At 62.4% G+C, this 16716-nt stretch carries 18 protein-coding genes; 9 read left to right on the top strand and 9 right to left on the bottom strand.

All coding sequences use genetic code 11. The annotated features are described in order from the left end of the window. Window positions 1-263: 263 nt before the first annotated feature. Window positions 264-1079, top strand: a complete 816-nt coding sequence (locus ACNFIC_RS19910) for a UDP-2,3-diacylglucosamine diphosphatase (protein WP_138218278.1) — start codon at window positions 264-266, stop codon at window positions 1077-1079. A gap of 66 nt (window positions 1080-1145) precedes the next feature. Here ACNFIC_RS19910 and ACNFIC_RS19905 read toward each other — a convergent pair whose 3' ends face one another. Next, window positions 1146-1457 carry a DUF962 domain-containing protein gene (locus ACNFIC_RS19905; protein WP_138218277.1) on the bottom strand — a complete coding sequence of 104 codons (312 nt, stop codon included), beginning with the start codon at window positions 1455-1457 and terminating at the stop codon, window positions 1146-1148. Between the two features lie 156 nt (window positions 1458-1613). On the opposite strand from ACNFIC_RS19905, the gene ACNFIC_RS19900 reads away from it, so the two are divergent. Further along, complete coding sequence (locus tag ACNFIC_RS19900) at window positions 1614-2660, top strand: AraC family transcriptional regulator (RefSeq protein ID WP_138218276.1); 1047 nt, start codon at window positions 1614-1616, stop codon at window positions 2658-2660. Here the strand turns inward: ACNFIC_RS19900 and ACNFIC_RS19895 are convergent. Beyond that, the gene (locus ACNFIC_RS19895; RefSeq protein WP_416781678.1) at window positions 2617-4071 is read right to left on the bottom strand and encodes a TrkH family potassium uptake protein; all 1455 of its coding nucleotides are present in this window, start codon (window positions 4069-4071) and stop codon (window positions 2617-2619) included. The genes ACNFIC_RS19900 and ACNFIC_RS19895 overlap by 44 nt on opposite strands. 171 nt (window positions 4072-4242) lie before the next feature. On the opposite strand from ACNFIC_RS19895, the gene ACNFIC_RS19890 reads away from it, so the two are divergent. After that, a complete protein-coding gene (locus tag ACNFIC_RS19890) occupies window positions 4243-4800 on the top strand; it encodes an NAD(P)H nitroreductase (RefSeq protein ID WP_138218274.1) in 558 nt (185 codons plus the stop codon). A gap of 23 nt (window positions 4801-4823) precedes the next feature. Here ACNFIC_RS19890 and ACNFIC_RS19885 read toward each other — a convergent pair whose 3' ends face one another. The 6 genes from ACNFIC_RS19885 to ACNFIC_RS19860 all read right to left on the bottom strand — a co-directional run bounded on the left by ACNFIC_RS19885 (window position 4824) and on the right by ACNFIC_RS19860 (window position 8973). Beyond that, on the bottom strand, window positions 4824-6158 hold the full coding sequence (locus tag ACNFIC_RS19885; protein ID WP_138218273.1) for a sensor histidine kinase: 1335 nt from the start codon (window positions 6156-6158) through the stop codon (window positions 4824-4826). Between the two features lie 69 nt (window positions 6159-6227). Next, on the bottom strand, window positions 6228-6644 hold the full coding sequence (locus ACNFIC_RS19880; RefSeq protein ID WP_138218272.1) for a Spy/CpxP family protein refolding chaperone: 417 nt from the start codon (window positions 6642-6644) through the stop codon (window positions 6228-6230). Between the two features lie 192 nt (window positions 6645-6836). Next, a complete protein-coding gene (locus ACNFIC_RS19875) occupies window positions 6837-7514 on the bottom strand; it encodes a response regulator transcription factor (RefSeq protein ID WP_138218271.1) in 678 nt (225 codons plus the stop codon). A gap of 7 nt (window positions 7515-7521) precedes the next feature. Continuing rightward, window positions 7522-7908: a translation initiation factor 2 gene (locus ACNFIC_RS19870; RefSeq protein ID WP_138218270.1), complete on the bottom strand. Its 387-nt coding sequence runs from the start codon at window positions 7906-7908 to the stop codon at window positions 7522-7524. Between the two features lie 167 nt (window positions 7909-8075). Next, on the bottom strand, window positions 8076-8375 hold the full coding sequence (locus ACNFIC_RS19865; RefSeq protein ID WP_416781676.1) for a YciI family protein: 300 nt from the start codon (window positions 8373-8375) through the stop codon (window positions 8076-8078). A gap of 1 nt (window position 8376) precedes the next feature. After that, on the bottom strand, window positions 8377-8973 hold the full coding sequence (locus ACNFIC_RS19860) for a septation protein A (protein ID WP_138218268.1): 597 nt from the start codon (window positions 8971-8973) through the stop codon (window positions 8377-8379). A 67-nt stretch (window positions 8974-9040) separates the two neighbouring features. Between ACNFIC_RS19860 and ACNFIC_RS19855 the strand changes: the two genes are divergently transcribed. The 6 genes from ACNFIC_RS19855 (at window position 9041) to ACNFIC_RS19830 (ending at window position 15498) form a co-directional block, all read left to right on the top strand. Beyond that, window positions 9041-9901, top strand: a complete 861-nt coding sequence (locus tag ACNFIC_RS19855; protein WP_138218267.1) for a PHP domain-containing protein — start codon at window positions 9041-9043, stop codon at window positions 9899-9901. Between the two features lie 13 nt (window positions 9902-9914). Further along, window positions 9915-10544, top strand: coding sequence for an L-threonylcarbamoyladenylate synthase (locus ACNFIC_RS19850; protein ID WP_138218266.1), 630 nt, complete (start codon window positions 9915-9917; stop codon window positions 10542-10544). Between the two features lie 125 nt (window positions 10545-10669). Then, window positions 10670-11368: a segregation and condensation protein A gene (locus tag ACNFIC_RS19845; RefSeq protein WP_171030923.1), complete on the top strand. Its 699-nt coding sequence runs from the start codon at window positions 10670-10672 to the stop codon at window positions 11366-11368. Between the two features lie 11 nt (window positions 11369-11379). Next, window positions 11380-12150 carry an SMC-Scp complex subunit ScpB gene (gene scpB / locus ACNFIC_RS19840; protein WP_138218265.1) on the top strand — a complete coding sequence of 257 codons (771 nt, stop codon included), beginning with the start codon at window positions 11380-11382 and terminating at the stop codon, window positions 12148-12150. A 233-nt stretch (window positions 12151-12383) separates the two neighbouring features. After that, complete coding sequence (gene rluB, locus ACNFIC_RS19835; protein WP_416781675.1) at window positions 12384-13448, top strand: 23S rRNA pseudouridine(2605) synthase RluB; 1065 nt, start codon at window positions 12384-12386, stop codon at window positions 13446-13448. Window positions 13449-14085: 637 nt separating this feature from the next. After that, window positions 14086-15498 carry an amino acid permease gene (locus ACNFIC_RS19830; protein ID WP_416781673.1) on the top strand — a complete coding sequence of 471 codons (1413 nt, stop codon included), beginning with the start codon at window positions 14086-14088 and terminating at the stop codon, window positions 15496-15498. A 140-nt stretch (window positions 15499-15638) separates the two neighbouring features. On the opposite strand, the gene ACNFIC_RS19825 is transcribed toward ACNFIC_RS19830, so the two are convergent. After that, a complete protein-coding gene (locus ACNFIC_RS19825; protein ID WP_138218262.1) occupies window positions 15639-16520 on the bottom strand; it encodes a LysR substrate-binding domain-containing protein in 882 nt (293 codons plus the stop codon). Between the last annotated feature and the right edge of the window lie 196 nt (window positions 16521-16716).

Raw genomic sequence — 16716 nt, 5'->3', positions numbered from 1 at the left:
GCGAGGGAACCCCTGCGCGCAGCGCAGGGGCCGGATGATGGAGCGAGCGGTTTTTGCCTACTTTTGCCCAAGAGCAAAAGTAGGTCGCCGTAAGGGCGAAAAGGTGACTAAAAGTCGACATCCAAAATGAATGTGCATACATCTCCAAAAACAAACCTCCTGATCCCGGAACCCGAACCCCCTCAGCTCAGATAGTCACAACCCCGCCACGAATCTGTCATCAACCCCTGCCAGTCTCCAGCAAACAGCGCCGGAGCCCCCCCATGACCCAAGCCGAACTCCCCCGCCCCTCACGCAAGCAGCGTGTCCGAACCCTGTGGATCTCCGACGTGCACCTCGGGACCCGGGACTGCCAGGCCGAACACCTCTCGCACTTCCTCAAGGGCTACCAGGCCGACCGTATCTACCTCGTCGGCGACATCATCGACGGTTGGAAGCTACGCAGCGGCATCTACTGGCCACAGGCCCACACCAACGTCATCCGCCGCCTGCTGACCCTAAGCAAGCGCGGCACTGAGGTGATCTACGTCACCGGCAACCACGACGAGTTCCTGCGCCGCTATTCCAAGCTCATCCTGGGCAATATCCAGCTGGTCGACGAGGCCGAGCACCTCACCGCCGATGGCCGGCGCCTGCTGGTGATCCACGGGGATCAGTTCGACGTGATCACCCGCTACCACCGCTGGCTGGCGTTTCTGGGCGATCGCGCCTACGAATTCACCCTGGTGCTCAACCGCTGGCTCAACCATTGGCGCGCCCGCTATGGCTACGGCTACTGGTCGCTCTCGGCGTACCTCAAGCACAAGGTCAAAGGTGCGGTGAACTTCATCAGCGACTTCGAAGATGCCATCGCCCACGAATGCACCAAGCGTGGTTTCCATGGCGTGGTGTGCGGGCATATCCATCACGCCGAGATCCGCCAGGTGGGCGAGGTCGAGTACCTCAATTGCGGCGATTGGGTCGAGTCGTGTACAGCGTTGATCGAGCATTGGGACGGGCAAATCGAGCTGTACCGCTTCGCTGATGCCCAGGCACGGGAGGCCGCGCAGCGTCTTGCAGAGCTTGGCGAACCGGCCTGAAGCGGTAATGATCTGATCGCAGGGCACGCTCGCATCTACGGCGCAGCGCCTGCCCTGCCGGCATTTTCAGAGGGCGATACGCCCCAGCAAGATGTCGCGGAACATGGCGAAATCGCCGATCAGGCTGTACCACGGGTGGCTGAAGGTGGCCGGGCGATTTTTCTCGAAAAAGAAATGTCCGACCCAGGCAAAGCCGTAGCCTGCCAACGGTACGACCAGCAGCAGCAACCAATTGCCACTGCCAAGGGTGTAGGCGAGCAGGGCAATTGCCAGGCTGGTCCCGACAAAATGCAGGCGTCTGCAGGTGGGATTATTGTGCTCGCCCAAATAGTACGGGTAGAACTCGGCAAAACTGCGGAACTGCGCTGTGCGGGTCATGGCGGTGCTTTCCGGGTCTGCGTGTCTGGAGGCAAGATACACGGCATGGAGCCTGAATCGAGTCTAGAGTGACTGAAAACGCCGACCAGTGACAATAAGCGCCAATTGAGTATCCTTTGGATTCATCGTTGGAGCGGTTAGCACAAGAAGCCTGTCATGAGTGAAAGAACCACGTCAGCCAGCTGGGCATCAGGGATTGTGAAGGCGCTAGAGCTGGAGGGGCTCGATTGCCAAGGTATGTTCAGGCAATTGGGGCTCGATTTCGCCGCCCTCGACGACCCCGACGCACGCTTTCCGCAGGACGCCATGACCCGTCTGTGGCAACTGGCGGTGGAGTTGTCCGGTAACGAGGCCATCGGCCTGAACATGGCTCGGGTGGTGCGTCCGGCCTCTTTCCACGTCGTCGGCTACGCGCTGATGTCCAGTCGCACCCTCGCCGAAGGTTTCGAACGCCTGGTGCGCTACCAGCGCATCATCGCCGAAAGCTCCGACCTGAGTTTTCGCTTGGGCCCGGAAGGTTATTCGCTGGTGTTGACCGTGCACGGCGACCACCTGCCGCCCACCCGTCACAGTGCTGAAGCGTCGCTGGCCTGCGCACTGTCGCTGTGTACCTGGCTCAGTGGTCGACCAATACAGCCTCGGCGCGTGCTGATTCAAGGGCCTCAGCCGAAGAATGTCGAACCCTACAAAGTGGCGTTCCACTCACCGCTGGTGTTCGATGCACCGCATGATGCGCTGGTGTTCGAGCGTGCAGACATGGAAGCGCCGCTACCTACCGCCAATGAAGCCATGGCTGTGCTGCACGACCGTTTTGCCGGCGAGTACCTGGCGCGGTTTTCCGAGAGTCGCGTGACTCATCGTGTGCGCCAGGTGCTTTGCCGTATCCTGCCTCAGGGCGAGCCCAAGCGCGAAAGCGTGGCCCAAGCCCTGCATCTGTCCCAGCGTACCTTGCAGCGGCGCCTGCAAGATGAGGGCACCAGCTTCCAGACCCTGCTCGACGACACCCGTCGGGAACTGGCTGAGCAGTATCTCGCCCAGCCTTCGACCACCTTGCTGGAAACCGCTTACCTGCTGGGCTTCGCTGACCCGAGCAACTTCTACCGGGCGTTCCGTCGCTGGTTCGATGTCACCCCCAGCGAGTACCGTGCGCGCCTGGCAGTCAGTGACGCCAAAACGCCGGCATGCACAATACCAGCACCGTGATGATCTCCAGGCGGCCCAGCAGCATGCCGCCAGCCAGAATCCACTTGGCCGCATCCGGTAGCGAAGCGAAGTTGCCGGCCGGGCCGATCACCTCGCCCAGCCCCGGGCCCACGCCGGAGACGGTGCTGGCCGCGCCGGTCAGCGCCGTCATCCAGTCTAGGCCGAGCAGCGACAGCAACAGGGCGATGATGCAGATGGTAATGGCGAAGAAGAACGAGAAGGTCAGGATCGAACGTACGATCTCTTCGTCGAGGCGGTGACCGTTGTACTTCTGCTTGATCACCGCGCGTGGGTGGATCAGTTGGTTAAGGCTCGCCTTGAGCAGGATGTAGGCCACCTGGAAGCGGAAGATCTTGATACCGCCGGCGGTGGACCCCGAGCACCCGCCAATGAACCCCAGGTAGAAGAACAGCATCAGCGAGAAGTTGCCCCACAGGCTGTAGTCGCCCAGGGCGAAACCGGTGGTGGTCACGACCGAGGTGACGTTCAACGCGACGTGACGTAGGGCGTCGAGCCAGTGCAGGTTGGTGGTTGCCCAGTACCAAGTGCCGAGTACGATCCAGGTGGCCACCAGCAGCCCGAGAAAGCCCTGCACCTGCTGGTCGCGAAGCATGGCCTTGCGGTTGCCGCGCAGGGTCGCCACGTACAGTGTGAACGGCACACTGCCCATGATCATCACCACGACCGCGACCCAGTGCACGGCGGGGATGTCCCATTTGGCCAGCGACAGGTCGGAGGTGGAGAAACCCCCAGTGGAGATCGCCGACATGGCATGGTTTATCGCATCGAACGGGCTCATCCCGGCCCACCAGAACGCCAGGCTGCCCAGCACGGTGATGCCGACGTATACCGCGACGATGTACTTGGCGACCATGTGCGAGCGCGGCATGACTTTCTCTGAGCGGTCGGACGACTCGGTCTGGAACAGCCGCATCCCACCGATGCGCAGCAGCGGCAGGATCGCCACCGCCATACCGATGAAGCCGATGCCGCCCAGCCAGTGCAGCATCGAGCGCCACATCAGGATACCCGGCGACATGCTGTCCAGTCCGCTGAGCACGGTCGAGCCGGTTGCGGTGATGCCGGACATGCTCTCGAAGAACGCGTCGGTGTAGCTGATGTGTTGGGTCAGCAGGAACGGCAAGGCGGCGAAGACGCAGACCACCACCCAACTGCTGACAGTCAGCAGGTACATGTCGCGTGGGCGCAGGTGCACGTGTTCGGGGCGTCCCTGGACCACCAGGCCTAGGCCTGCGACGAAGGTGATCATGCTCGACCAGAGGAACGACGGCATGTCGCCGGTGCGTTCGAAGACCACCAGGGTCGCCATGGGCACCACCATGCTCACCGCCAGGGTGATCAGGAAGATGCCGATGATGAAACCAATGATCCTTAAGGTCGGCAACGCCATGTGATCTGCTCTGACTGGCTATGAAAGGGGCGCCATTTTAAGCCGCAAGTTGCAAGCTGCAAGCTTCAAGTACGAACAAGGCGGTATCACGGCTGCTTTTTCTTGCGGCTTGCAGCTTGAAGCTTGCAGCTTGAGAATGGCGGCACTTTCAATCTGCCAGGAGGGTAGCCGATGGAGGCTCTCGACGCATTGCTCAACCGTGTTTCCGTGCCACGCCTGACCGAACCTGCGCCCAACGCCGCCCAGCGCGAGGCGTTGTTCCAGGCTGCGCTGCGTGCGCCGGATCACGGTCAGCTGCGCCCGTGGCGTTTCATTACCATCGAAGGCCAAGGCCGCGACAAGCTCGGTGAGCTGTTCGCCAGTGCCTTGCAGGCCAAGGGCGATGCCAGCCAGGCCGCGCTGGACAAGGCTCGCGCCATGCCGCTGCGGGCGCCCTTGTTGATCGTGGTGGTGGCGCGTTTGCAGGAACACTTCAAGGTGCCTAAGTCCGAGCAGCGCCTGGCCGCCGGTTGCGCCGCCCATGGCATCCTGATCGCCGCCCATGCCCAGGGCATCGGTGCGGTGTGGCGCACCGGCGACATGGCGTTCGATGCGCATGTGCACCAGGGCTTGGGGCTTGACGCCAATGAAGAGTTGATCGGCTACCTGTATGTCGGCACACCGGCCGCCGAGCCGCGCACGGCGCCAGTGCTGGCAACCGAGGATTACGTCAGCGCCTGGGGTGAGTAAACCGCTCCTGCGCCTGGGGGCGTTTATCCCCGGGCGCTGACGGGCTGGGGCAATTCCAGCGTTGCCACGAATCCACCCTGCGGGTGATTCGCCAGGCTCAGACTACCGCCGTGGCGTTCGACTGCCTTGCGTGCGATCGCCAGCCCCAGCCCATGCCCCGGTGCTTGCTGTCCGGGTGCACGATAGAACGGCTCACCCAGCTGTGCCAGGTGCTCTGCTGGGGCGCCTGGGCCATGGTCGCGTACGCTCAGCACGATGCGTGTTTGCTCGTTTTTGGCACAGATCTCGATGGGTTGTCCGACCGGGTTGAAGCGCAGCGCGTTGCGCACCAGGTTGTCCACCGCCCGTTCGATCAGCGTTGGCCAGCCCAGCAGTGTCAGGCCTGGTTGTGCCTCCAGGCGTAGCTCCTGCTCTGGCGCGCTGAGTTGCGCATCCTTACGGACGCTGCCCAGCAGTGCGTTGAGGTCCACCGGCTCGGCGTGGGCCTGTTCGGCATCGACCCGCGCCAGTTCGAGGATTTCACTGATCAGCGCCTCCAGGCGATCGCACTCGCGGGTCAGGCGTGGCCACAGCACCTGGCGTTGTTCGGGCTCCGCCCGTTCGGCCAGGGCCAGGGCGATGCGCAGGCGTGCCAGTGGCGAGCGCAGCTCATGCGATACGTCGCGCAGTAGCTGGCGTTGGCTGCCGATCAGGCTTTGCAGGCGGGCGCCCATCTTGTTGAAGTCATTGGCCAGCACGCCGAACTCGTCACGGCGTACCGCCAGTCTTGCGAGGCTGTTCTGCTGGTAGCTGGTCTGTCCCAGGTCGTGTACTGCGCTACGCAGGCGGCTAAGGGGGCGGGTGATCGACAGCGTCACCAGCAAGCTGAACAAGGTCAGTACCACCAGGGCGATGCCCAGGGCGCTGATCGGCCAGATCAGGCTATCCCGGTGCCATTCCTCCAGCGCTGGATGCGGGATGCGGTAGATCAGTAGGTAAGTCTGGCCGGTGGTGGGGCTGGTGTACTCCTCGGTCAGGCGGCGCCAGGGCAGGCGGCGCTCGTCATTGTTCTGGCGCGCCTCGAAGGCGGCGGCGCGGCGCGGGAAAGTACCCGGCACAACCGCATCACCGCTGTCGTCTAGCACCTGCACGTCGATCTTGTAGCGCTCTTTACGTCGCTCCAGAAAGCGTTGAGAGGCATCCAGGCCCTCTTGCTCGTAATGCTGCGCCCAGCGGCTGGCCAAGGTGTTCAGCCCCGGATGACGACTGAGAATCCAAGTGTCCTGGTTGAGCATGTGGCCAAGCAGGATCGACAAGCCGGCGACCAGGGCGATGGCCAACCAGAAGCTGGCCAGGATGCGCCAGAACAGTGAACGCAAGACGAGCACCTCCGTGGAATGACAAAAGCCCGGCCCGCGAACAAGCGGGCCGGGCGTGGGGCTCACAGCTTACTGGGCCTTGCTGGCTTTTTCAGCTTTCCAGGCCTGGAACTCTTGCCACTCGGCCTTGCGTGCGGCGCGTTCCTTTTGCAGCTCGTCGAACTGCTTCTGCTGATCGGGCTTGAGCAGTGCGCGCACTTGGCTGTCGGTCTTGTCGTGGCTGGCCTTGAGCTCAGCCTGCATGGCTTTCTGCTCAGCGGCTGGGAGCTTGTCCAGATAGCGTTCGGTGATGTCGCGGCGTTGCTTCATTTGCTCGCCCATCAGCTTGCCGATCTGCTGGCGTTGCTCGCGGCTCAGGTCCAACTGGGCGAACGGCGCGTCACCCCGGTGATGCGGGCCTTCGTGACGTGGGCCGCCTTCAGGCATGGCCATGGCCACGGTTGGCAGGGCGGCGGCGAACATCAGGGCGATAAGGGTCTTGCGCATGGTGTCTCTCCTGTCATGGGCCGGTGTTTACCGGATGAGCCCAGTCTAGGGAGATCAAGGTCAAGGGCGGTCAGGTGAGGGTAAAGGCTGGGTAAAGAGGAGCTAGCTTCAAGCTGCAAGCTGCAAGAAAGGGTGGGCCAGCGTGCGATCTGCTCTTTCTTGTCGCTTGCAGCTTAAAGCTTGTGGCTGCCTTCAGAGGCTGTAGTAGTAGCCGCGGCTGCGCAGGGCGACGATGCGTGGGCGCCCGTCAGGGTGCGGGCCGATCTTCTTGCGCAGGTTGCTTACGTGCATGTCCAGGCTGCGATCGTACAGCGTGAGTTTTCGGCCCAGGCCAATCTGCGCCAGCTCCTGCTTGTCCAGCGGCTCGCCAGGCTGGCGCAGCAGCGCTTCGAGGATGCGGCTTTCGGAGAGCGTGAGAGTCATTTCGCGCTCGTCGATGCTCACCACCCCGCGCACCGGGCTGAAGGCCAGGTCGCCTATCTCGACCTGCGTGGCTGGTGCAGTGGGGTGGCTGCGGCGTAGCACCGCGCGCAGGCGGGCGGTCAGCTCGCGCGGGTCGCACGGCTTGGCCAGGTAATCGTCTGCGCCCAGTTCCAGACCCAGGATGCGGTCCAGCGGCTCGCCACGGGCCGACAGCATCAGCACCGGCAGCTCGGCGTGCTCGCTGCGCAATTGCTTGAGCAGCTCCAGGCCACTGCCGTCGGGCAGCATCACGTCCAGTACCACTGCCGCCGGAGCCTGGGCGGCCAAGGCCTGGCGCGCGCTCTGGCCATCGTGGCAGGCGCGAACGGCAAACCCTTCCTGGGTCAGCCAGCTGCCGAGCAGCTCGCAGAGTTCCTGGTCATCGTCAATCAGTAACAGCTCGCTCATGTCTCACTCAATTCAACCATTGACGGCGTCTTCTGTGTCCGCCGCTGGCTAAGATACCGCAGACGACCGATAACAGTGCAACGCCCGAGCCAATCAGGAACCATTGTTGCTGATCGGTCAGTAGGCGTTGCGAGGGGGTGGCGCTGGCTTGCAGCTCCTTTATGGACAGCTTGAGGCGTTGATTGTCCTGGCGCAGGCGGGCGAGTTGGGCGCTCTCGCGTTCGCTGACCTGGCTTTGCAACTGCTGTGCGAGCAGGTCGCGTTGTTTCTCGCTGTCTTCCAGGCGTTGCTGCAATTCGGTGATCCGTGCCCCGGCTTCCAGCGACAGCGGCTGTTCGGCCTTGGCCAGGGGGGAGAGCAGCAACAGGCAAAGCAGGATTGGACCTTGGCGCATTGGAACTCCTGATTGGAATCGGTTCAGGAGGTTGTCGGCCGTTACGCCGATTATCTGAATGGTCCTGACACAGAGTCGTCCCGTTCGCGGGTAAACCGGCTTCCAGTGGCATCGATGAACCTGTGGGAGCGGCTTTCCCCGCGAGCGGGGCAACTCGGTCTAGCGGTTTACGGCAGCACTTGCTTGAAAGGCTTGACCACCACCTTGTCGTACACGCCCGCTGCGATGTAAGGGTCGGCATCGGCCCAGGCTTGCGCTGCGGTTAGCGAGTCGAATTCGGCGACGATCAGGCTGCCGCTGAAACCGGCCTGGCCTGGGTCGTTGCTGTCGATGGCTGGATGCGGGCCGGCCAGGACCACGCGGCCTTCTGCCTTGAGCTGCTGCAGGCGCTCGATGTGCGCAGGGCGCGCGGCCAGGCGTTTTTCCAGGGAATTGGCGACGTCGCTGGCGATGATAGCGTAGAGCATGTCAGTCCTTGGGTTTGGAAGTGGACGGGTCGGTGTCGTGCAGGTGACGCGAAAGATACAAGCCTTGGGCCACCAGGAAGAGCACGGTCATGCCCAGGCTGCCGAACACCTTGAAGTCGACCCAGAAGTCCTGGAAGGTGAACGCGACGAACAGGTTTGCGGCGCCGCAGACCAGGAAGAACGCGATCCACGCGACGTTCAGGCGGTTCCAGATGGCATCGGGCAGGGTCAGCGCGTGGCCCATGATGCGCTTGATCAGCACCCGGTCGCCGATGAAGTGACTGCCGGCGAAGGCCAGGGCGAACAGCCAATTGACCACCGGTGCTTTCCACTTGAGGAAGGTTTCGCTGTGGAACGCCAGGGTCAGGCCACCGAACACCAGGCATGCCACCAGGGTGAGCAATTGACCTTTTTCCAGCTTGCCATGACGCAGGAACAGCGCGCCGTAGACCACTACCGAACTGGCGATCAGCATTGCCGTGGCGCTGTAGATGCCGCCGAACTCGAACGTGTGGCCAGCCAATTCGACCGTGCGTGGGTCCAGTTTGTAGACGATGAAGAACAGCAGCAGCGGGATGAAATCGATGAATTGTTTCACAATGGCAGCCAGAAGCGGGATGTGACGGCATAATAACAAACATCGATTCTTGCGAAAGCGCTTCACCATGAATGTTGATCTGCACTGTCACAGCACGGCCTCCGATGGCGCCCTGTCGCCCACGGCACTGGTCGCCCGGGCCCATGAGCATGGGGTGCAAACGCTCTCGCTCACCGATCACGACACCCTCGAAGGCCTGCCTGAAGCGCGCCAGGCCTGCACCGAGCTTGGCATGCGTTGGGTCAGCGGGGTGGAGCTGTCGTGCACCTGGGGGGGCGCCACCATCCACGTGCTGGGTTACGATTTTGCCCTCGATGCAGCGCCGTTGCTCGAGGCCATCGAGAGCCTGCATCGTGGCCGCTGGCTGCGCGCCGAGGAAATCGACCGCAAGCTCGCGGCAAAGGGCATGCCGGGCGCGCTGGAGGGCGCACGTGCAGTGCAGCAGGAACTGGGCGACAGCGGCAACGCCCCGGCCCGCCCGCATTTTGCCGAGTTCCTGGTGCGTGCAGGTTTCGTCAAGGACCGTGGCGAGGCGTTTCGCAAATGGCTGGGCGCTGGCAAGCTGGGAGACGTCAAGCTGCATTGGCCGACGCTCGAAGAAACTGTCGGGACGCTGCGCGAGTCCAACGCATGGGTGAGTCTTGCGCATCCGATGCACTACGAGCTAACCCGCAGCAAGCGCAGACGGCTGATTGCCGACTATATTCAGGCAGGTGGGCAGGCACTGGAAGTGGTCAACGGGATGATGCCGCCCGAGCAAGTGGGGACGATGTCGATCCTCACCCGTGAGTTCGGCCTGCTGGCAAGTGCTGGCAGCGATTTCCACGGCCCCGGCACCTGGGGCGAGATCGGTGCCTATCGGCCATTGCCCGAGGACCTGCCACCCCTGTGGCACCGATTCCGACATGAACAGCCTATGGCGGTATGAACAGGAAGACTCCGTGAGCCAATTTTTCCAGATCCACCCGGAAAACCCGCAGCCGCGCCTGATTCGTCAGGCCGTAGAGATCATCCGCAAGGGCGGGGTGGTGGTGTATCCGACCGATTCGGCCTATGCCTTGGGTTGCCAGATCGGCAACAAGGCTGCCATCGAACGTGTCAGGCGCTTGCGTGGCCTGGACAAGACCCACAATTTCACCCTGATGTGTTGCGACATGTCGCAGCTGGGGCTGTACGCCAAGGTCGACACCGGCACGTTCCGTCTGCTCAAGGCCCACGTACCCGGCCCCTACACGTTCATTCTCAATGGCACCCGCGAGGTGCCGCGTTTGTTGCTGCATGAGAAGCGCCGCACCATCGGCCTGCGTGTGCCGGATCACGCCATTACCCTGGCGTTGCTGGCCGAGCTGGGGGAGCCGCTGATGAGCGTGAGCCTGATCCTGCCCGGCGACCATGAGCCGATGGTCGACCCCTACGAGATCCGCGAGCGCCTGGAGCACCACGTCGACCTGGTGATCGACGGCGGTTTCGGCGACCTGAAGGCTTCCACCATCATCGACCTGTCGGGCGATGAGCCCGAACTGATCCGCGAGGGCTGCGGAGACCCGAGCCCATTCATGGCCAACGTGTGAGCTTGGAAAACGCGCCCCAGGCGCAGGTCCCCGAGGCCCAGACGCCGTTCCAGATGCAGCTGGCGCTGGTGTATGGCGAGGCGCTCACCGAAATGCCGGTGGACCTGTACATTCCGCCAGATGCCCTGGAGGTCTTTCTCGAAGCCTTCGAAGGGCCTTTGGACCTGCTGCTGTACCTGATCCGCAAGCAGAACGTCGATATCCTCGACATTCCGGTGGCCGAGATCACGCGCCAGTACATGAGCTACGTCGAGTTGATGAAAAGCGTGCGTCTGGAGCTGGCCGCCGAGTATCTGGTCATGGCCGCGATGCTGGCTGAGATCAAGTCGCGCATGCTGCTGCCGCGCTCGGCCGATGTCGAGGAAGAGGAGGGCGACCCGCGCGCCGAGCTGATCCGTCGCCTGCAGGAGTACGAACGCTTCAAGGCCGCCGCCGAAGGTATTGACGGGTTGCCGCGAGTGGGGCGCGATGTCCTTGTGCCACGCCTGGATGCGCCTCAGGCCAAGGCCCGCAAGCTGCTGCCCGAGGTGGCCCTGGAAGAAATCCTGCTGTCCATGGCCGAAGTCATGCGGCGCAACGATCTGTTCGAGAGTCACCAGGTTACCCGCGAAGTGTTGTCGACCCGCGAACGCATGAGCGACGTGCTCGAGCGCCTCAAGGGCGGCGGCTTCGTGCCGTTCGTTGAGCTGTTCAGCGCCGAGGAAGGCAAGCTTGGTGTGGTGGTCACCTTCATGGCGATTCTGGAGTTGGTGAAGGAATCGCTGATCGAACTGGTGCAGAATGAGCCCTTCGCCCCGATCCACGTCCGCGCCCGGACAGAGTGACCTGACGACCGATGAATCTGAATGAACCTCGCGAACTTGCCTCATTGATCGAGGCCTTTCTGCTTGCCTCGGGCAAGCCGCAATCGCTTGAACGCCTGTATGAGTTGTTCGAAGAGGCTGAGCGCCCGGCACCTGCGATCTTCAAGAAAGCCCTCGAGGTGCTTGCCAAGTCGTGCAATGGTCGGGCCTTCGAGCTCAAGGAGGTCGCCAGCGGCTATCGCCTGCAGATCCGCGAAAGCTATGCCCCCTGGGTGGGCCGGTTGTGGGAGGAGCGTCCGCAGCGCTACTCGCGTGCACTGCTCGAAACCCTGGCGCTGATTGCCTACCGTCAGCCGATCACGCGTGGCGAAATCGAGGATGTGCGCGGTGTGGCTGTCAACAGCAATATCATCAAGACGCTGATCGAGCGCGAGTGGATCCGTATCGTCGGCTACCGTGAGGTGCCCGGCCGCCCGGCGATGTTCGCCACCACCCGGGCGTTTCTCGACCATTTCAATCTCAAAAGTCTCGACGCGTTGCCAGCGCTGGCCGAATTGCGTGAACTGGAGCCTGAGCCGGAACCTGCGTTCGACCCGGACGATGCGCCCGTCCCGGCGTACCTGCAGGCCCTGGCCGATGCCAGTCTGGCGGAGGAAGAGGCGCCAGACGAGGCGAAGGCACAAACCAGCTTCCGCTCGCTGCTGGTGGAACTCGATGCCATGGAAGAGGGATTGAAGATCGATTTCGATGATTTGCGCGATGAAGCGCATGAGGATTCGGCGCAAGAAGACGGCAAGCTGTAATCCTGATTGCCTTTTAATGCCGCCTGCACCGCTAGTGAGGTGAGCGCCTCACCTGTGGGAGCGGGTTTACCGGAGTGCCGGACCACCGCGAAAGGGCCGGCACCGGCAACGGATAACCGTCAGGCAGAAAATCCTCTTGGGGTGCATAAAACCCTCTACCCTCCAGATGCGTTAATTGCTCAAACCGCGTATAGTGCGCGCCCGCTTTCACTACTACACCGGGAGGTGCCCAGATGAGTGACAAAGACCTGCAAGACCAACAACCCACCCCTCCGTCCGGCGAAAAACTGCAAAAGGTACTGGCGCGCATCGGCGTCGGTTCGCGTCGTGACGTCGAGGCCTGGATCAGCCAGGGCCGTATCAAGGTCAACGGCGTCGAGGCGACCTTGGGCCTGCGCGTCGACCTGCACGACGCCATTACCGTCGACGGCAAGCTGATCAAGCGCGTCGAGGCCGCCGAAGCGACCCGCCGGGTGATCATGTACAACAAGCCCGACGGCGAAATCTGCACCCGTGACGACCCTGAAGGCCGTCCGACCGTGTTCGATCGCCTGCCGCGCCCGAAAGAGGGGCGCTGGATCAACATCGGCCGCCTCGACATCAACACCACCGGCCTGCTGCTGTTCACCACCGACGGCGAGTTGGCCAACCGCCTGATGCACCCGTCCTACGAGATGGACCGCGAGTACGCGGTGCGTGTGCGGGGTGAGGTCGACGACGATATGCTCGAGCGCCTCAAGGCTGGTGTGATGCTCGAAGATGGTCCTGCCAAGTTCACCGATATCCAGAAAGCGCCGGGCGGCGAAGGCTTCAACCACTGGTTCCATTGTGTGGTTATGGAAGGTCGCAACCGCGAAGTTCGTCGCCTGTGGGAATCCCAGGGCGTGGTGGTGAGCCGTCTGAAGCGTGTGCGTTTTGGTCCGGTGTTCCTCAATTCCGACCTGCCCATGGGGCGCTGGCGCGAAATGAGCCAGAACGAAATCGACATCCTCTCCGCCGAGGTCGGTTTGCAGCCGGTAGCGCTGCCAGAGATGAACCTCAAGGCCAAGGACCGTCTGGAGCGCATGCAGCGCAAATCGACCCGTCCATTGGGCCGTAGCGAGCGCGTGCGTACCCTGCGTCCGGCCCAGGAGGGCGGCGCCGAACGTCCGGCCCGCGCACCACGCGAAGAGGCCGTACCACGCAAAGGTAGCCGTGGCAGTACGGTGGCTGAGCGTCCGAGCGAGATGCGCAAGCGTCCAGCGCGTGCGGAGGGCGACAAGCCGACTGGCCGTGGTCGCGGCAAGCCGCGCGGCTGATTCAGCCCGGTAGCGAAACAGCCAGCCTTCGGGCTGGCTTTTTTGTGGGTGCTGCAAATGCCCAAGCCACTGAATAGAAAACAGATTTTGCGCAGCTGGAAAATTTTCAGACCATCTCGTAAAGAAATTTGTACGCTGGTTGCCAGGATTCGCTTCAAAATCCGATTTTTCCGGCACCTGTAAAAGAAACTTTCCAATCGTCGGCTGCCCTAGGCGCTCGCCCCTGGTCCAGGCCCCTTCCCAAATCCCCGCCCAACCGCTGAGATAGCGCCATTGCCACGTGCACAGCCGGGCCGCAGAGCCGGGCGAACAGAACAACAAATGGAGGCGCTATGTACGCCGATCACCTCGCCTTTTCGGGCCTTCACCCCAGGAACGCTGCGCTTTTTCTCAAGGAAACGGTGCAACGCGTTGACGCCTGCGCGTTTGCAGGGGTATACAGTGCGCCGCGTTTTACCTGTGACCCCTTTGCGTACCGCGCACTCTTGCTGACACCCGGCTGATCGGACTGGGCTCCTTGCCCTTGCGTCGATTGCCCGTCCAAGAAATCAAGGTAACCACCTTGCCCATTCCGCTGCGCCACGAGCGCGGTGGGTCCGATTCCGTCACAGATAAAAACAAGCAGGTGACTTCGTTCATGAGTGGACACAACCCTCAGACCGGCGAGCTCAAGCGTGGCTTGAAGAACCGCCATATCCAACTGATCGCCCTTGGTGGCGCCATCGGTACCGGATTGTTCCTCGGCTCGGCCGGGGTGATGAAATCCGCTGGCCCATCGATGATCCTCGGCTATGCCATCTGTGGTTTCATTGCCTTCATGATCATGCGCCAGCTGGGCGAGATGATCGTAGAGGAGCCTGTGGCCGGTTCCTTCAGCCACTTCGCGCACAAGTACTGGGGCGGTTTCGCAGGCTTCCTGTCGGGCTGGAACTGCTGGGTGCTGTACATCCTGGTCGGTATGTCGGAGCTGTCGGCAGTAGGCAAGTACGTGCATTACTGGTGGCCGGAGATCCCGACCTGGGTCACTGCTGCGGGCTTCTTCCTGCTGATCAATGCCATCAACCTGATGAACGTGAAGATCTTCGGTGAAGCCGAGTTCTGGTTCGCCATCATCAAGGTCGTGGCGATCGTGGCCATGATCGGCCTGGGCGCCTGGCTGCTGACTAGCGGCAATGGCGGCCCTGACGCTTCGCTGAGCAACCTGTGGTCCCACGGCGGCTTCTTCCCGCACGGGGTCAGTGGGTTGGTGATGGCCCTGGCGTTCATCATGTTCTCCTTCGGTGGCCTCGAAATGCTCGGTTTCACCGCCGCCGAGGCCGACAAGCCGAAGACTGTGATCCCGAAGGCGATCAACCAGGTCATCTACCGCATCCTGATCTTCTACGTAGGTGCCCTGGTGGTGCTGCTGTCGCTGACCCCGTGGGACAACCTGGTGGCGAGCATCGATGCCTCTGGTGGCAGCTACGGTTCCAGCCCGTTCGTCCAGGTGTTCTCGTTGCTCGGTAGCGACGTTGCCGCCAACTTGCTCAATTTCGTGGTCCTGACCGCCGCATTGTCGGTGTACAACAGCGGCACCTATTGCAACGCGCGCATGCTGCTGGGCATGGCCGAGCAGGGTGACGCTCCCGCGGCCCTGGCCAAGGTCGACAAGCGTGGCGTACCCGTACGCGCGATCCTGGTGTCGGCGGCGGTGACCCTGATCGCTGTGCTGCTCAACTACTGGATGCCGCAGAACGCCCTGGAGCTATTGATGTCGCTGGTGGTCGCGACCTTGGTGATCAACTGGGCGATGATCAGCTACTCGCACCTAAAATTCCGTCAGCACCTCGACCGTACCAGCCAGAAGCCGCTGTTCAAGGCGCTGCTGTACCCCTACGGCAACTACCTGGTGCTGGCGTTCGTGGTGCTGATCCTGGGTATCATGCTGCTGATTCCAGGGATCCAGATTTCGGTCTATGCGATTCCGGTGTGGCTGGTGGTGATGTACGTGGCTCACTTGCTCAAGGGCAAGCGTGGGGCGCAGACACGCGAAGGTAGTGTGGCCAGGTAAGCGACGCGGCTTCGCAAAAGCCCGATGTCAGGTAACTGGCATCGGGCTTTTTGTTGTCTGTGCTGGCCTTTTCGCGGGTAAACCCGTTCCCACAGGTTTGGCGCACATCCTGTGGGGCGGCAGCGCAAAGCATGCAAGGATCAAATTTGCTCCAGCAACCACCCACGAAACGCTCGCAACGATGGCAGCGCCTCGTTGCGGGGTGGGTAGATTAGGTAATAGCTGCGCTGGCTGGCGATCGGTGCGCCAGCGCTGACCAGCTCGCCACTGGCCAGCTCTTCCTCCACCAGGATGCGCGGCACAAGGCCGATGCCAATTCCGGCGCGAACTGCCTGGATCAGGTGCGAGGTCAGCTCGAAGCTAGGCCCCAGGCGCATAGCGCGGTGCGGCAGGGCGTGGTGGGAGAACCATTCTCCCCAGGCGTGCGGGTTGTTGGCCACGTTCAGCAACACCTGGCCGCTGATCCGCGTCGGGTCCCATTGGCCGTCGGCAGCACCCTGTGGCGGCAGGATCACTACCAGTTCCTCGGCGTGCAGGCGGTGACAAATGAGTCCGGGCAGGTCGTGGCTGGCCACGCCGATGGCGGCGTCGATCTCGCTGGTATCAAAATTGATCGCTTCGATACGTGAATGAATATGCACCAGCATGCCGGGGTGTGCGCCGTAGAACGCGTGCAGGCGCGGCAGCAGCCACTTGGAGCCGAAGGTCGGCAGGGTGGCCAGGCGCAGGGTGCCGACCCCGGACTGGTAGGCCAGTGCCTGCAACGTGGCGCTGCGGATACGCCCCAGGGCCTCGCTGAGTTCGCGTTGGTACAGGCGGCCGACGTCGGTCAGTTGCACCTGGCGGCCTTCGCGGCGGAACAGGGTCAGCCCCAGCTGCTGCTCCAGTGCCTGTACCTGGCGGCTCACCGCGCTCTGGGTCAGCGAAAGCTCTGCGGCGGCGCGGGTGTAGCTTTCATGCCGGGCGGCCGCTTCGAAGGCCAGCAACAGCGACATCGATGGGGTCAGGTGGCGGTAATTCATTCATAAAACTCATCGATAGCGGCAGGAATATCCGTTTGCCCCTGGCGCGAAACTACAGGAACATTGGTGCATACGTCATCCGCTGCGAATCCATTCATGCGCGAATGACAACTAAACGCATCTGTGCAAGCGAGCGAGCCCGCTTTCACAGCCCAGGCCTGACGCCTGAAACCGTGAACCAGCCCATACCAAGAGG

The sequence above is a fragment of the Pseudomonas sp. NY15463 genome (genome assembly GCF_048068415.1).
In the GTDB taxonomy this organism is placed as follows: domain Bacteria; phylum Pseudomonadota; class Gammaproteobacteria; order Pseudomonadales; family Pseudomonadaceae; genus Aquipseudomonas; species Aquipseudomonas mosselii_C.
The sequence above is the reverse complement of the archived record's forward strand: the minus strand, read 5'-3'. Positions and strand labels throughout refer to the sequence as shown.

What these genes read in the sequence shown, in the direction of transcription:
- ACNFIC_RS19870 (WP_138218270.1), bottom strand. Translation starts at nt 7,908, where the DNA reads ATGCGCCAAGGTCCAATCCTGCTTTGCCTGTTGCTGCTCTCCCCCCTG.
- ACNFIC_RS19905 (WP_138218277.1), bottom strand. Translation starts at nt 1,457, where the DNA reads ATGACCCGCACAGCGCAGTTCCGCAGTTTTGCCGAGTTCTACCCGTAC.
- ACNFIC_RS19865 (WP_416781676.1), bottom strand. Translation starts at nt 8,375, where the DNA reads ATGCTCTACGCTATCATCGCCAGCGACGTCGCCAATTCCCTGGAAAAA.
- ACNFIC_RS19825 (WP_138218262.1), bottom strand. Translation starts at nt 16,520, where the DNA reads ATGAATTACCGCCACCTGACCCCATCGATGTCGCTGTTGCTGGCCTTC.
- ACNFIC_RS19895 (WP_416781678.1), bottom strand. Translation starts at nt 4,071, where the DNA reads ATGGCGTTGCCGACCTTAAGGATCATTGGTTTCATCATCGGCATCTTC.
- ACNFIC_RS19880 (WP_138218272.1), bottom strand. Translation starts at nt 6,644, where the DNA reads ATGCGCAAGACCCTTATCGCCCTGATGTTCGCCGCCGCCCTGCCAACC.
- rluB (WP_416781675.1), top strand. Translation starts at nt 12,384, where the DNA reads ATGAGTGACAAAGACCTGCAAGACCAACAACCCACCCCTCCGTCCGGC.
- ACNFIC_RS19855 (WP_138218267.1), top strand. Translation starts at nt 9,041, where the DNA reads ATGAATGTTGATCTGCACTGTCACAGCACGGCCTCCGATGGCGCCCTG.
- ACNFIC_RS19830 (WP_416781673.1), top strand. Translation starts at nt 14,086, where the DNA reads ATGAGTGGACACAACCCTCAGACCGGCGAGCTCAAGCGTGGCTTGAAG.
- ACNFIC_RS19910 (WP_138218278.1), top strand. Translation starts at nt 264, where the DNA reads ATGACCCAAGCCGAACTCCCCCGCCCCTCACGCAAGCAGCGTGTCCGA.
- scpB (WP_138218265.1), top strand. Translation starts at nt 11,380, where the DNA reads ATGAATCTGAATGAACCTCGCGAACTTGCCTCATTGATCGAGGCCTTT.
- ACNFIC_RS19875 (WP_138218271.1), bottom strand. Translation starts at nt 7,514, where the DNA reads ATGAGCGAGCTGTTACTGATTGACGATGACCAGGAACTCTGCGAGCTG.
- ACNFIC_RS19890 (WP_138218274.1), top strand. Translation starts at nt 4,243, where the DNA reads ATGGAGGCTCTCGACGCATTGCTCAACCGTGTTTCCGTGCCACGCCTG.
- ACNFIC_RS19900 (WP_138218276.1), top strand. Translation starts at nt 1,614, where the DNA reads ATGAGTGAAAGAACCACGTCAGCCAGCTGGGCATCAGGGATTGTGAAG.